The sequence below is a fragment of the Marinobacter guineae genome (assembly GCF_002744735.1).
GTDB classification, from domain to species: domain Bacteria; phylum Pseudomonadota; class Gammaproteobacteria; order Pseudomonadales; family Oleiphilaceae; genus Marinobacter; species Marinobacter guineae.
On the sequence record NZ_KZ319341.1, the window covers coordinates 263,323 to 276,916 of the forward strand.

Annotated in this window: 15 protein-coding genes; 8 read left to right on the forward strand and 7 right to left on the reverse strand. The window is 56.6% G+C overall.

Annotation, left to right across the window (positions count from 1 at the left end):
* Nucleotides 1–32: 32 nt before the first annotated feature.
* A complete protein-coding gene (locus tag CLH62_RS15475; protein ID WP_099619092.1) occupies nucleotides 33–1,247 on the reverse strand; it encodes a serine hydrolase domain-containing protein in 1,215 nt (404 codons plus the stop codon).
* A 299-nt stretch (nucleotides 1,248–1,546) separates the two neighbouring features.
* On the opposite strand from CLH62_RS15475, the gene CLH62_RS15480 reads away from it, so the two are divergent.
* Nucleotides 1,547–1,969: a cupredoxin domain-containing protein gene (locus CLH62_RS15480; protein ID WP_099619093.1), complete on the forward strand. Its 423-nt coding sequence runs from the start codon at nucleotides 1,547–1,549 to the stop codon at nucleotides 1,967–1,969.
* Nucleotides 1,966–2,880: an ankyrin repeat domain-containing protein gene (locus CLH62_RS15485; RefSeq protein ID WP_099619094.1), complete on the forward strand. Its 915-nt coding sequence runs from the start codon at nucleotides 1,966–1,968 to the stop codon at nucleotides 2,878–2,880. Before CLH62_RS15480 ends, CLH62_RS15485 begins: the two co-directional genes overlap by 4 nt.
* Nucleotides 2,881–2,921: 41 nt before the next feature.
* Here CLH62_RS15485 and CLH62_RS15490 read toward each other — a convergent pair whose 3' ends face one another.
* Complete coding sequence (locus CLH62_RS15490) at nucleotides 2,922–3,485, reverse strand: c-type cytochrome (protein WP_099619095.1); 564 nt, start codon at nucleotides 3,483–3,485, stop codon at nucleotides 2,922–2,924.
* 67 nt (nucleotides 3,486–3,552) lie between these two features.
* A complete protein-coding gene (locus CLH62_RS15495) occupies nucleotides 3,553–5,259 on the reverse strand; it encodes a pyrroloquinoline quinone-dependent dehydrogenase (protein ID WP_211285792.1) in 1,707 nt (568 codons plus the stop codon).
* A gap of 189 nt (nucleotides 5,260–5,448) precedes the next feature.
* Here CLH62_RS15495 and CLH62_RS15500 point away from each other — a divergent pair, with 189 nt between their 5' ends.
* Nucleotides 5,449–6,420, forward strand: coding sequence for a PQQ-dependent catabolism-associated beta-propeller protein (locus CLH62_RS15500; protein WP_099619096.1), 972 nt, complete (start codon nucleotides 5,449–5,451; stop codon nucleotides 6,418–6,420).
* Nucleotides 6,410–7,573 carry a type 1 periplasmic-binding domain-containing protein gene (locus CLH62_RS15505; protein ID WP_099619097.1) on the forward strand — a complete coding sequence of 388 codons (1,164 nt, stop codon included), beginning with the start codon at nucleotides 6,410–6,412 and terminating at the stop codon, nucleotides 7,571–7,573. The genes CLH62_RS15500 and CLH62_RS15505 overlap by 11 nt, the downstream gene beginning before the upstream one ends.
* Nucleotides 7,574–7,713: 140 nt before the next feature.
* Here the strand turns inward: CLH62_RS15505 and CLH62_RS15515 are convergent, their stop codons facing one another.
* The 4 genes from CLH62_RS15515 to CLH62_RS15530 all read right to left on the reverse strand — a co-directional run bounded on the left by CLH62_RS15515 (nucleotide 7,714) and on the right by CLH62_RS15530 (nucleotide 9,786).
* Nucleotides 7,714–8,091 (reverse strand): nuclear transport factor 2-like protein, encoded by a 378-nt coding sequence (locus tag CLH62_RS15515; RefSeq protein ID WP_099619098.1) that lies wholly within the window; start codon nucleotides 8,089–8,091, stop codon nucleotides 7,714–7,716.
* 32 nt (nucleotides 8,092–8,123) lie between these two features.
* The gene (locus CLH62_RS15520) at nucleotides 8,124–9,110 is read right to left on the reverse strand and encodes a chemotaxis protein CheB (RefSeq protein ID WP_211285794.1); all 987 of its coding nucleotides are present in this window, start codon (nucleotides 9,108–9,110) and stop codon (nucleotides 8,124–8,126) included.
* 26 nt (nucleotides 9,111–9,136) lie between these two features.
* Entirely contained in the window at nucleotides 9,137–9,313 is a 177-nt protein-coding gene (locus CLH62_RS15525) for a hypothetical protein (RefSeq protein ID WP_211285796.1), read from the reverse strand.
* Between the two features lie 206 nt (nucleotides 9,314–9,519).
* A complete protein-coding gene (locus tag CLH62_RS15530) occupies nucleotides 9,520–9,786 on the reverse strand; it encodes a DksA/TraR family C4-type zinc finger protein (protein WP_099619100.1) in 267 nt (88 codons plus the stop codon).
* Nucleotides 9,787–10,380: 594 nt separating this feature from the next.
* On the opposite strand from CLH62_RS15530, the gene CLH62_RS15535 reads away from it, so the two are divergent.
* The 4 genes from CLH62_RS15535 to CLH62_RS15550 all read left to right on the forward strand — a co-directional run bounded on the left by CLH62_RS15535 (nucleotide 10,381) and on the right by CLH62_RS15550 (nucleotide 13,557).
* On the forward strand, nucleotides 10,381–10,644 hold the full coding sequence (locus tag CLH62_RS15535) for a hypothetical protein (protein WP_099619101.1): 264 nt from the start codon (nucleotides 10,381–10,383) through the stop codon (nucleotides 10,642–10,644).
* Nucleotides 10,645–10,742: 98 nt separating this feature from the next.
* The gene (locus CLH62_RS15540) at nucleotides 10,743–11,780 is read left to right on the forward strand and encodes a fatty acid desaturase family protein (RefSeq protein ID WP_099619102.1); all 1,038 of its coding nucleotides are present in this window, start codon (nucleotides 10,743–10,745) and stop codon (nucleotides 11,778–11,780) included.
* Between the two features lie 76 nt (nucleotides 11,781–11,856).
* The gene (locus CLH62_RS15545) at nucleotides 11,857–12,543 is read left to right on the forward strand and encodes a DUF2959 domain-containing protein (protein WP_099619103.1); all 687 of its coding nucleotides are present in this window, start codon (nucleotides 11,857–11,859) and stop codon (nucleotides 12,541–12,543) included.
* A gap of 63 nt (nucleotides 12,544–12,606) precedes the next feature.
* Nucleotides 12,607–13,557, forward strand: coding sequence for a ribose-phosphate diphosphokinase (locus CLH62_RS15550; RefSeq protein ID WP_099619104.1), 951 nt, complete (start codon nucleotides 12,607–12,609; stop codon nucleotides 13,555–13,557).
* Nucleotides 13,558–13,594 lie beyond the last annotated feature (37 nt).

Genomic DNA, 13,594 nt, shown 5'->3' on the forward strand with positions numbered 1-13,594 from the left:
CCTTCAGACCCCGGTTTTTAGGGGTCTGTGGATCACACTAACGCTCCATTAACGATGGCCCGCAACTCCTGACGGATCGGGTAAGTCGACGAGGGGATCAGTTGTGTCATGAAGATCACCACCAGTTCCTCGACGGGATCGATAAAAAAGTTGGTGCTCGCCAGGCCGCCCCAGCCGTACTCGCCAACCGACCCGTTGATCTGGGATTTGGCGACGTCAGTTTTTACCGAAAAGCCCAGTCCAAAACCACTCCCGGCATAGGGTGTCTCGCTGAAGGCGCCAACGGATAGGCCAGGCAGATCCTGATTGTCAGGCAGGTGGTTGCGACGCATGAATTCCAGAGTTTTTCGACCAATAATCCGCCGCCCCCGAAACTCTCCACCCTGACAGAGGGCCTGGGCAAAGTGGAAATAATCGTCAATGGTGGAAACCAGCCCACCGCCGCCAGACACAAACTGAGGTTTGTGCCGGAAAGGCGACGTCTGTGGATCGTCCTGCAGCTTGAACTGATCGCCGGGCTGGTACTGGTAGCAGGCCGCAAAGCGGTCAAGCTGATCGTCGCGGACCTGAAAGCCAGTGTCAGACATGGCCAAAGGTTCGAAAATATGCTCTCGCAGATACTCATCAAACGGCTTATCAGCCAGCAATTGCACCAGATACCCCAGAACATCCGTGCTGATCGAATAGTTCCAGGCCGTACCTGGTGAGAACTCCAGCGGCAGTTCCGCCAGCTGATTGACCAGTGTTTCCAGCGTCATACTCCGGCTGCCATCCAGCTTCAGGTCCCGGTAAGCAGCGTCAACGTTGGTGCGGTTCATAAATCCGTAGGTCAGCCCTGACATATGCGTGAGCAGGTCGCGAATGGTCATGGTGCGGGTTGCAGGCGTGGTCAGGAAACTGGGATAGACACCGCTTTTATAAATCCGCTGGTTTTTCCAGGCTGGAATGTACTTGTGTACGGGATCATCCAGCAAAAAGCGCCCCTGCTCATACAGCTGCATCATGGCGATAGACGTGATCGGCTTGGTCATGGAATAAATGCGGAAAACAGTATCCCGGCGGACCGGCTTGTTGCGTTCCACATCCATCAGTCCTTGCGCGTTCACATAGGCAATTTCTCCTCGCCGGGCCACCAATGTCAGCGCGCCGGGCAACCTTCCAGGCTGGATATAACGACGGTCAAGGTGGCCTTGAATATTGGCAAGACGGTCCAGTGCAAGGCCGGCAACCTGTTTGGGTTCCATCATAGAGGGGGCACCTTCTTATGTGATTTTGGTGTCAGTGCCGGGCTACTGAACAAGTGATCCTGGAGCTCGCGGCTAATCGTGATTTAAGAGTATGCCGTTCCGGGGAGCCATAGAAAACAAATCTGATCTGGCTCCGGTTTTCACATACAACACCCTGACCCTTGCTGAATGGGCGGACACTGCACTCTGGCCAGGGTGGCTGCGGACGAGCAAGAGTTCCCTGATCCCAGAGGACAAGGCTAGCCTTATGGTCTATGTTCATTCGAGGGCTGTTTCCAATCCATTCTTAAAGAAGCACAATGATGACACTCAGATACTCATTCTGCGCCTCCCTCCTGGTCTGTTTGCTGGCTTCACAATCGGTTGCCGCAGATGATATTACCCGCCGCGCCACGCGCCTGGAGCCTCTTGTGCTAAACGCAGCCGACGGGTTTTCCATCAAGCGATACGAGCTTGAGGCGGGGGTCTATTACCGCTGGCGTATCCAGAGCGACGGCCTTGAGGAATACAAATTATTGGCACCGGATTTTTTCCGGGAAAGCTGGGTTGATCAAGTGGTTGTTGAGGGCCTCGAAGTGAAGCCCATGGGGCTGCATGCGATTGAGTTTGATCGATCCGGAGAAATGGATGTCTGGTTCGTCACCATCCGCCCCGGCACGTATCCGTTTTACATTGAAGGCCTGGAGCGCCAGGGATTCAGTGGAGAGTTTGTGGTCAAATGAATAAACAGAAGCTGTGGTTATTGCTGGTCTCAGCTCTGATCGTTCCCGTTCCGGCGTTGGGCCAACCCGCCAGCCTTGTCTGCGACGCCCTGGTTCAGAGACTGGAGCAGTCCGCCGCTGCCCTTGAGGGGCGTCATTTGAATGAAGCCCTGTTCCAGGGGGCCGAGGTTAAATGCGAGGGGGTTGTCGCCGACCTGCTCGCCAGGGGCGCGTCGGTGGAGGCACGCAACCGAAGAGGAGAGTCAGCCCTTTCGGTCGCCGCGAAACGAGGGGCCATCGACGTGGCATCCTTGCTGATATCGGCAGGGGCCGACATCCATCATCGGGATCTTTCCGACTCGACACCGCTTTTATTGGCCGCCGAGGCCCGCCGAACCCGGATGGTGAAGTTTCTGCTTGAGGCCGGCGCAGACGTGAACATCCAGAACAAGAAGGGTGTGACAGCGCTGGCTGCCGCTGCTTTTAACGGTGACTCGCGAACAGTCAGTCTGTTGCTTGATGCGGGCGCGAAACCGGACAGACCGGACGAAAGCGGTAAGGTTGCGCTGATCTATGCCGCGGGCAAAGCGGATACCCGGATTGTATCGCAGCTGCTGGCGGCAGGCGCAGATGCAGACGGCATCTGGGGCAACGATCTGACGCCTTTAATGTGGGCTGCAGGCCACGCCAATGATGCACCGCGACTGGCCGCAATCGAAACCGCTGAACTGCTGCTGGAGGCGGGAGCGGACCTTTCGCGCGTGGACAACCGGGGCCGGGACGCCCTGATGATTGCAGCGAGCCGGGGACACGATCAGATGGTCCGCTTTCTTATCGGCAAAGGGGCAACAACGGACCGCAAAGACAAATCAGGCAAAAGCGCCTATGACCTTGCCACCAATGATGAACTACGCACTCTCCTGGCCCGGTGACTCCCCCCTCCCCCGAATGCCCACTCTTGCGGGTGCCTGTTTTAAAGGTCTCCAAGATAACGGGCAAGCGCTTCGATCTCGTCGTCCTCAACCTTTTTCATGACGCTTATCTTGGCAGCCGCGTTCAGCCGGACTTCGTTCTTGAAATCCTTCATCGTTTTCTCCAGATAGCCAGGTTGCTGTCCGGCTGCACGTGGAATCCGACTATCGCCCTGCCATTCGCCGTGACAGGCACTGCATTGGCCGCGTGACATCGCTCGCTGTGCCAGTTGAGCATCCCCCTCTTGCGTCTTGGTCTGAATCGCCGGCCATGATTTGTCCGAGAAATACTGGGCGAGCGCCTTCATCTGGCTTCGATCAAACTGCGCCGCCATGGGGCTCATAATGTCGTTTGCGCGTCGCTCTGCGGCGTAATCCTTAAGCTGGGTGTACAGGTAGAAAAACTCCTGGCCGTGAATGATCGGGATTGCCGGATCTGACGGCAACCCTTCAGCACCGTGACAGGCCGCACACTGGCCCGCGGCCGCCTCGACATCAAATTCCGCTTCTGCATGGGCAGCCCCTGTTGCCAGGAGCGCCGCAAGTAAACCGAAAGCAATTTTCATAGAGGCTTTTCCTGTCAGAAAAAAGAGTGGGCGCATGGCCCACTCCCGGTTTTACATGACGGCTGGATCAGTCGGCCAAGGTAAAGGCAATGATGTTGTTGCCGCGCTTGTAGTTCAGCTGAGCATTACCGCCAGCGCCCACAACAATGTATTGCTTGCCTTCCACCGTGTAGCTGGAAGGAGGTGCATTCACGCCGGCGCCCGCCTGGAAGCGCCACAGTTCAGAGCCATTCTTTGAGTCATAGGCCTTGAAAAGACCATTGCCTTCACCTGTGAACAACAGTCCACCGGCTGTGGCCAGAACGCCGCCGATCATCGGCTGGGCGGTACGAACCTGCCAGGAGATCTTGCCGGTGTCGTAATCTACCGCAGTTACGTTACCCCACTGCTGCTCCTCAGGGATAACATCAAAGGAGCCGCCAAGCCACAGCTTGCCCTCAGGATAAGGGGTTGAGCGCACGGTGTAGGTCATGGGCTGATGCAGGTTGATCGCATAGCTCAGGCGTTCGGTGGGGTCGATCGCCATGGGTGACCATTCGACGCCGCCATTGGCACCGGGCAGCATACGCGCACCGTCAGCGGTCGGCAGTGTCCACATATCCTCTTGCGGAACCATGGCCTCCGAGAACCGGATCATCGAGCAGTCACTCGCCTTATTGACGTACACGTGACCGGTTTTTCCGCCGTGCAGGATGCCTTTGACATCCTCGCCATTGCCGTCTTTCACCGTTGTGATGATTGGCGGAGATACCGAGTCCAGATCCCAGACATCGTGCGGAATGTACTGGAAGTGACAGACATATTCGCCGGTGTCCAGATTCACCGCTACCAGGCTGTCAGTGTACAGGTTGTCGCCAGGGCGCAAGGAACCGTCCAGATCCGGGGAGGGGTTGCCGACCACGAAGTAGACCCTGTTGGTTTCAAGGTCTACCGCGGGGTTCTGCCATACGCCGCCACCCAGCGTCTCATAGGGGTCCCCTGCTTCTTGAAGAGCCGCTTTTTCCGCTTCAATGTCGCGATGCATGTCGCGGCCAGTGGCGTCGTGTGTTGCCCATACACCGACCGAGTTTTCTGCGGTCGTGTTGAATGTCCAGAGCAGCTCGCCGGTTTCGGTGTCAAAGGCTTTAACGAAGCCACGGATGCCGTATTCGCCGCCGTTGGTGCCGATCAGCACTTTACCGTTCGCGACTGAGGGAGCCATGGTTTCGGAATAACCAAACTCCGGATCGGCAATCTGGGTCGACCAGATCTGTTTGCCGGTTCTGGCATCAAGTGCGACAAGCTGGGCATCCAGCGTGCCCATGAACACCTTATTGCCATGGACAGCGACGCCGCGGTTGTTAGGGCCGCAGCAATACGTGGTGATCGGCCCCATGTCGTGCTTGTAGTGCCAGATTTCCTCACCGGTCCGTGCGTTAAGCGCGTAGACGTGGTTAAAAGCGGTGGTGACGTACATGATGCCATTGACCACGATGGGTGAGGTTTCCATCGAGTCAACGACTTCGGTCTGGAATATCCAGGCCGGGCGCAGCTTGCCAACGTTTTCGGTGTTGATCTGGCTCGCCGGGTAGTACCGGGTCTGCTCGTAATTGCCATTGGTGTGAAGGAAATTGTTGCCGTCGCCGGCGGCGCGGGTAAGCATGCGTTGGTCGACGTTTCGAAGGTCGCCGTAGTATGAACTGTCGGAGGTTTCGTCCTGCGCCTGCGCAGTTGCCTGAAACAGGCCTGCAAGCACCAGCATTACGAAAGTTGCAGTGACTCTGTTAACGATCATCTTTTGACTCCTTTCGTGAAAGAGCGTTGGCCAGTTTTATTTTTTGTTCTAGCATGATTGATATTAGTTTAACTACAGACTGCAGCCAGCGATGGTTATATCGAAAGAGCGCAAGGACGACGTTTTTAGGCCTGGGCCGACGCTTGAACTATTAGCGTCGCGCGTTTGCGGCGCATCAAAGGAGGTCCAATGAAGTGCCTGGCAGGAACACTCTTGGTCGCAACCATCTTGTTGAGCCCTCTACTCGCGGCCAAAACAGGGGACGTGATCGTTGCCAATGAGCGCGGTAATAGCCTTACGATTCTGTCGCCTGATACTGAAGTAATAGAAGAAATTCCTGTGTGTGCCCGCCCGAGAGGTATGCATTTCAGCGCTGACCGGTCGGAGTTTTTCGTGGCCTGCGCCGACGACGACATGATCGCAATCTACAGTACGGAATCCCGCAGGCTTTTGCGCCGTATTCGCGGTGTCTCCGCTCCGGAGACCTTTGATCTTCACCCCGACGGCCGACGCCTGATCGTCTCCAACGAAGAAGATGCCCTGGCGACCGTCTATGACATTCAGACGGGCGAACTTCTGGCAGAATATGAAACGGGTGAAGAGCCGGAAGGTGTTCAGGTCACCCCCGACGGCCGCCTCGTTTTCGTCGCCTCGGAAGCAGCGAATCTTGTGCATGTCATCGACCTGGAAGCCGACGAAGTCATTGCTGACATACTGGTGGATACCCGGCCGCGGCGTTTTGCGCTTACGCCCGATGGCAAGGAGCTATGGGTGTCCGCCGAACTGGCAGGGATGGTGAACATTATCGATGTGGATACGCTCAAGCTGGTTGCAGACATCCTCTTCCTCCCCACCGGATTTCGGCCCGACCAGGTCACACCCGTGGATTTGCGAATGACCGCGGATGGAAGCCGTGCCTATGCTGCGCTTGGACGCGCCAATCATGTAGCGGTCATTGATGTGCCCAATCGCGAGGTGATTGAGTACGTGCTGGTGGGAAACCGGGCCTGGGGCCTTGGCCTGACGGCCGACGAAAAAACCCTGTATGTGGCTAACGGCCTATCGGACGACGTTACGGTCATCGATACTGACACTCTCAAGCCTCTGAAAACGGTGCCGGTCGGGCGCGTTCCCTACGGGGTTCTGATCGATGATCAGTAGACTGCTTCTGGCTGTCGTGCTTCTGAACATACCCTTCGCGTTTGCCAGCGAGCCGGCCCGAATTGTTTATATCGGCAGTGCGAACGATGACTTTTATGAACCGCAAACCGTCTATACCGGTTTGTCCCTGCGTGACCGCAAAAGACCCGTAGACGCAGCCCAGGTGGCGCTTCGAGGTACCCGGATTCTTGAACGCGCACTGGGTTTGTCTTTTGCACTGGACGTCGTATTAATGACCCCGGACCAGTCCCCGGTAACGGCCGTGCGGGAAGCACGTGAAAGCGGAGCCCTGGCGGTACTGCTGGACCTTCCGGCAGAGGCAATGGCGGCGGTCGCAGGGCCTGAAGGTACTGAAGGCCTGTTGTTCAATATACGCCATCGCGAAGCGCTGTGGCGGGCCGAAGATTGTGCACCGGCGCTTTTGCACACCCTGCCCTCCCACGCCATGCTCAGTGATGCCCTGGCCCAGCATCTGAAATTCCACGGCTGGCAGAAAATTTTACTGCTCACGGGCAGCGGCGACGAAAATCGTTTGAAGGCAGAGGCTGCCCGTCAGTCAGCCGCCAAGTTCGGCCTCAACATTGTCGTTCAGCGCGAATTCAAACTCACAAACGATCCACGCCAACGGAACATGAGCAACATTGCGCTGCTGACTGGCGGCGTGACCCATGATGTTGTCTGGCTCATCGATAGCGAAGGTGAGTTCGGCCGGTACGTGCCTTATGCAACCCAGTCACCGCGCCCGATCGTCGGTTCGGAAGGTCTGTCGGCCCACGCATGGCACTGGACGCTTGAACGCTACGGCGCGCCTCAGCTCAATCAGCGCTTCCGGCGCGACCACGGGCGGGATATGACCTCCGAAGATTTTGCCGCCTGGGCCGCGGTGCGTGCGGTCGTCACTGCTGTCACCGAACTGCGTGCCGCCGACCCAAAAGCCGTCGCAGACCATATTCGTTCGGAAGCGTTTGCCATGGACCTCTACAAAGGCGTTCGCGGCAGTTTTCGAACGTGGAATGGCCAACTCCGTCAGCCCGTCCTGCTCGCGACGCACAATGCGGTTATTTCCATCGCGCCCCTGACAGGCTTTGAACACAGCATTAACACCCTGGATACGCTCGGCGTCGACAAGCCCCAAAGCCTTTGCAGGCGTTGAGGTGAGAAGTGCAGAACAAGCTAGTCCGATAACCCGCGTATGTAGCCAAGACAGCACCAGGAGGCCCAGCGGCTTGGCCATCAGCAATGGTATTCCGGTTTTTGGGTTCGGATAGCGAAGGTCGAGCGTGAATACGGCCTTTAATCGGCTGACGGCAGGTTGCCTCCCAGCATGTTTTCGACCACCGCCGCATTATAGAAGGCTTCAACCGTCTGGATTTTGTCGTCCCGCACACGAAACCAGACGGCAAGCCGCACATCCCCGATCGGTTCAAAGTTGGTCCGGTAGTCAAGAATCGCGAACACGTGTTCCCCGTCGGCACTGAGCTGACGTACGATCAGATCTTTCTGTATGGCAGCCATACCGAATTGATAGGACAGCATGTCATCCGGACGAAGGAAGCGCATATTCGGCCCCACATACTCAAACCCTTCAGCAACCAGCAGGCTCTTTGCCTCCTCAAAACGCTGGGCATGGATATCAGCAATGAATTGCGCCACGATGTCTTTTGGCTGCATGACTAGACTCCATTTGTAAGAGGGGCATGCTCTTACCCCGCCCCTTCACCGTGAAAATCTTTATCAGTAGCTTTCAGCATGGCACGAATGCGGTCAATGTGAATTTGAGAATCCCTGGCCCGCTGGGAGATCGATGAGGGAGGTTTTTTGCTTTCGTTTTTACTCATGGTTTCGAGCAGGTTCTGGCGCTCCTCAAACATCCTCAGCGCAACCCAGAGCGTTTCTTCAATCTTTTCGGTTTGTTGAGCAAGCAGCACCGAGGAGGTAAACGCATGGCCGGTATGACAGCGATATCTGAGAAGGTCCCCGTCTGCCACCTTCCATAACACCCCGCCACAGTCCGGACAGTTGTATGGCACCTGCTCGCCGAGCGCCTCGACAGAAGGCAAATCGCTCAAAACCCGCTGTGCAATCTTTGCCTCGATCACCAGGTCCTCCGGAGCCGGCTTGTACTCCGGTAGTTTTCTCCTTACAAGCTCGGACAACACCGCCCCCATCTCGGATATCGGCACACAATAATCGGCTCCAACATTTGTTATTACCGACTGCGGCATGTCCGGATAAGCGGCATCCTCAGGGTCCTGTGCAATGCAGACGCCTCCGCATCGTTTGATCGCCATCATGCCACTGGTGCCATCATCCAGGTACCCGGTAAGGATGATTCCGACCACCCGGTTGCCATAAGCCACGGCTGCGGAACGGAACAGGGGATCAATCGCGGGTCGTGACCGGTTTTCCCTGGCACCTTTGGTGATGAGGATCTTTCCTTTCACGATCAGCATGTGTTGATCCGATGGCGCCAGGTAGATATTGCCTCTTTTGAATGCCTGGTTATTGTGCGCATGCACACATGTCAGACTGCTGCTCCCGTCTAAAACTCTGACCAGCGCTTCTCCGGTGGTATCGGCACTCATGTGGTTGACTATGAAGATGGGCGCCGGAAAATCCTGTGGAAATTGTGCGACCAGCTGCTTTAACGCGGCCATGCCACCGGCGGACGCGCCAATAACGATGAGCATTGAACTCCTCCGTTGACGCCGCTCACTCATTGCACCACCTGCTCGATCTTGCGCTCCATTTCTGGGGTTATCTCGGTGGAACGCGGAGGAAGCTCAGCCTCGCCCCTTTCTCCGTTTTGTGCAATGTCATTCAGGAGCAGCTTCATTTCGGCTATTTCGCGGATCTGCGCCGGAAGGGTCGAGATTTTCATTCTGAGCGCCATCAGCCATGTTGACCTCCTGGATTTCCCTATTTGAGTGCACTCGTCTGCTCAGCTTTGTCCACCAGAGGATCTTGATGAGGCTCTGAAAAAACACTAGCGTTTGGTGAGAGCGGAGTATGTGCGGTTGCCCACCTTGGGTATTCGCGGGTTGGTGGAGGGAGGAGGCCGTCGAACTGGATTACTCAGTGGCTGCCTATCGACGTGGGTTACCTGAGTTGACTGTCCTTGCTGCCACGGCGATTAATGCCGCCTGTATAGGTATCCTGCTTTTCTAGCGCGGATTGGCACGCAATGCAAAGCCGGACTCCGGGAATCGCTTTGCGGCGCTCCTCTGAAATAGCACAATCGCACTCATCGCAATGGACGGCGCTCTCACCGATAGTCAATTGGCTCCGTGCGCGTTGAACTGCATCTTCAACGCTCGCGTCAATTTGATCCTGAACGGCGCCATCCCGTGACCAACCACCAGCCATAGCGTTCTCCAATCTCTGAATGATTGATGTTGCAAAAGGTCAGCCTGCCACCAAGTTCAAGCGTAACCAAGCCCCACGGCGGATGCTGGTTGTCAGCAGGTTAAAGCCACATAAAAAAACGGCCTGCGCTGGGCGCGAGGCCGATCAAATGAGGCTCTGGGGGTCCATAGCCATACTGCCAAAGAGAGGCCGCGTTAACGGCCCCAACTCACCGAAAGCCGAAAAAGGAAAGAATCACCAAAATGATAACCACGGCACCGACGATATAGACAATCCTGTTCATATGTAGATCCTTTTTTTCTATATCCCGAATTCTAGTTGCGCCTCATCCTTGCGGCGCATGATGTAACATCCTGTATAGGCAGGTCCATCGCCTCATCTGAGTCCAGAATGGGCTTTTCAGTTTATTCGGTCTGTTCGCTGTCGCACGGAGTACGAAAAAAATTCACTGAGTGCGAAAAACTTAAGAGCGTACAGAGGCAGGCTGTCTGTTACCGCACATACGGCTCTTCGGCTTAAGTTTATTCTCATTTCACCTGACGACCCTTTCTATTGTCGCCAGTGTCAGTACAGCTCAAGCTTTAGGCTGGGCTTTTGGTTGCGCTCCACAGTGGAGTAGTCGCTGCCACCCATTATCTCGCGGGTTCAGGCGCGGGCAATTATCATCGCCAGATCCGTCACGATATTGCCAGCCAGATCTGGCGAGCCGGCCTCCTCTATCGCGCCAGCCGCTGGGCGCCCGGCCAGCGGTTGTTCATGGGCTGGGCTGGTTTGACGCCTCGCAGTCTGAGTCTCGCCGCCAGCCTGACCCGTGTACCTCCTTCTGCCGTGACACGGGCCATGGGGCTCATGTCCTAAGGAAAACCGGGCATTACCATATCTCGCCATCGCCGCCATTCAATCATTGGAAATTACCTGCCAAAAGATCTAATTTTACAGGCAGGGAGGGACGGACCATGCGTCAGGATAATGTCCAGGTATCGGACGACAACTTGCCGGAACACAGCGAGGGCATCCGGGTAGGCCGGGAGCTGCTGGAGGCCACGAGACCTTACGTTGAACAATCTGCCGCAACAAGCTGGTGGCACGTCGGCTCCACCTTTGTGTTGATGATTGCCGCACTGACCGCCGCCGGAATGATCCCGTGGTGGCCCCTCCGACTGGTGTTTTCGGTACTGGGCGCCCTGGTGATGGTGCGCGCCTTCATCACCTTTCACGATTACCTGCACGGTGCGATTCTCAAAGGCTCCCGGGTTGCCTACTGGCTCTTCCATGCCTTCGGCGCCCTGATGCTGACACCAACACGCTCCTGGAGTGCCAGCCACAATTATCACCACGGCCATGTGGGCCAGATTTCGGAGGCCAGCGTCGGTGCTTTTCCACTTATAACCGCACGTATGTGGCGGGACTCAACGCGGTGGCAGCGCTTTACCTATCGCGCCCAGCGGAATCCCCTGGTGGTGCTTTTGAGCTACCCGGTTGTTTTCGGTTTGAACATTACGCTCATGCCCTTGCTGAAGAACCCCCGCAAACACATCGACTCCCTGACAGCACTGGTCAGTCATTTCGCGTTGATCGCCGTGGTATGGGTACTGGGCGGGTTCAGCCTGGTCTTCTTTGTCATCCTGCTGCCCATGACTCTTGCCTCTGCGATGGGGTGCTACCTGTTCTTTGCGCAGCACAGTTTCCGGCGCATGCAGATTGCGTCGCCCGAAGCATGGACCTATTACCGGGGGGCCCTGGAGTCTTCAAGCTACATGCGAATGAACCGGGTTATGCAGTGGTTTACCGGGAATATTGGCTACCACCATATTCACCATCTTAACGTTCGAATTCCCTTTTACCGCCTTCCCGAAGTGATGGCGGCCATTCCTGAACTGCAATCACCGCTCACAACGACCCTTGCACCCGGTGACATTGCAGACTGCTTCCGGTACGCGCTTTGGGATGAAGAGAAACAGCGTATGGTGTCCTATCGGGAGGCCAGCGCCTGAATCAGCGCTTGTCAGCACCCCGTCACCATGCTTCACTTTCGGGACCCGCACCCACATCCCAACCGGAGACTACCCTATGTCCAACGCCGCCACTGTCAGTTCAATAACGCTACCCGGTGCCCGGCGGCTGTGGCTGTTGCTGCTCAGTGCCGCACTTCTGGGTGGGTGTTCTTCGATGTACTACAAAACCATGGAAAAATTCGGGTATGAAAAGCGCGACATCCTGGTGGATCGGGTGGAAGACGCGAGGGACAGCCAGAATGACGCCCAGGAAACCTTCCGCTCGTCTCTGGAGCGCTTCCAGAGCGTAGTGGATACGCCGGATACCGAGCTCAAGGATCAGTACGCCGAGATCAGCGATGCCTACGAAGACAGCAAGTCCAGCGCGGAAAAGGTCCGCGAGCGTATCCACGAGGTGGAAGATGTCGCGGACGATCTGTTCGATGAATGGGAGGATGAACTTGATCAGTATGAGAGCACCTCTCTTCGGCGCAGCAGCAAACAGCAACTTGATGAGACCCGCGTGCAATACAGCCAACTGATCAGCCGTATGCACGAAGCCGAAGATCGCATGGACCCGGTCTTGCAGGCATTTCAGGATCAGGTGCTGTATCTCAAACACAACCTCAACGCCCAGGCGATAGGTTCCCTGGAGAACGAGCTGGTGGGTATCCGCCAGGACGTGGATAAGCTGATTCGCAATATGGAACAGTCGATTGCGGAATCCGAAGCCTTTATCCGACGCTTCCGCGAGGGCAGTTAACGCCTGGCGCGATTGTGCGTTGGCCGCAAACGGGCATCGAACAAGTGCCATCAAGGAGTTGGTATGGACAGTGAGCCGGTTCTGTTTGCCCTGGAAGGGAGCCAGGAGTTTGGGCAAGCCGTTGCCTCACAGCTCGGCGTTAGCCTGGCCACCCATGAGGATCGAGCCTTTGAAGATGGCGAACACAAGTCACGGCCACTGCAGAATTTGCGGGGCCGGGACGTTTACGTGCTGCACACCCTGTTTGGCGAGGAAGCTTTAAGCGTTAACGACAAGTTGCTGCGCCTCCTGTTTTTCATCGCGACCGTTAAAGATGCCGGTGCAAAACGCGTCAGCGCGCTGCTGCCGTACCTGGCCTATGCCCGCAAGGATCGTCGCGCCAAGAGCCAGGATCCAGTCACCACACGCTATGTGGCGCAACTGTTTGAAGCCATGGGAGTGGATTGCATAGTGGCACTGGAAGTTCACAACCAGGGCGCTTTCGACAATGCTTTTCGCTGTCGGACAGTGCATCTGGAAGCCCACAGCCTGTTCGTCAACGCACTCATAGACCGTATTGGTAACGAGCCGGTCGTGATTGTTTCCCCGGACGCCGGCGGCACCAAACGCGTGGACCGGTTCCGGGACGCCTGGGCGGGGGTCGCTGGCGAACAACCACCCACAGCTTTCCTGGAAAAACGGCGTACCGACGGCAAAATAACCGGCGATGCCGTGGTCGGGGACATGACAGGCAAGGTTGCCATCATCGTCGACGATATGGTGGCTAGCGGCACCACCCTGTTGCGCGCCGCCGAAGCTTGCAAGAACAAGGGAGCCACAAGGGTTTTCGGGGTTATCACCCACGCCCTGTTCGGTCCGGGTTCGGAGCAGCTTTACCGCGCGGGCGCAATGGATCAGCTTTTCATCACCGACAGCGTGACACCGCAGCAGGAACCGGGGGCACAAGGCCGGGTCGCCACCATCGCGGTTGCCGGGCTGTTTGCACAGGCCGTTCGGGAGTTGCATACGGACTGAATCGTTGTTGGGGAGACAACATCTACCCAGAAGAAAT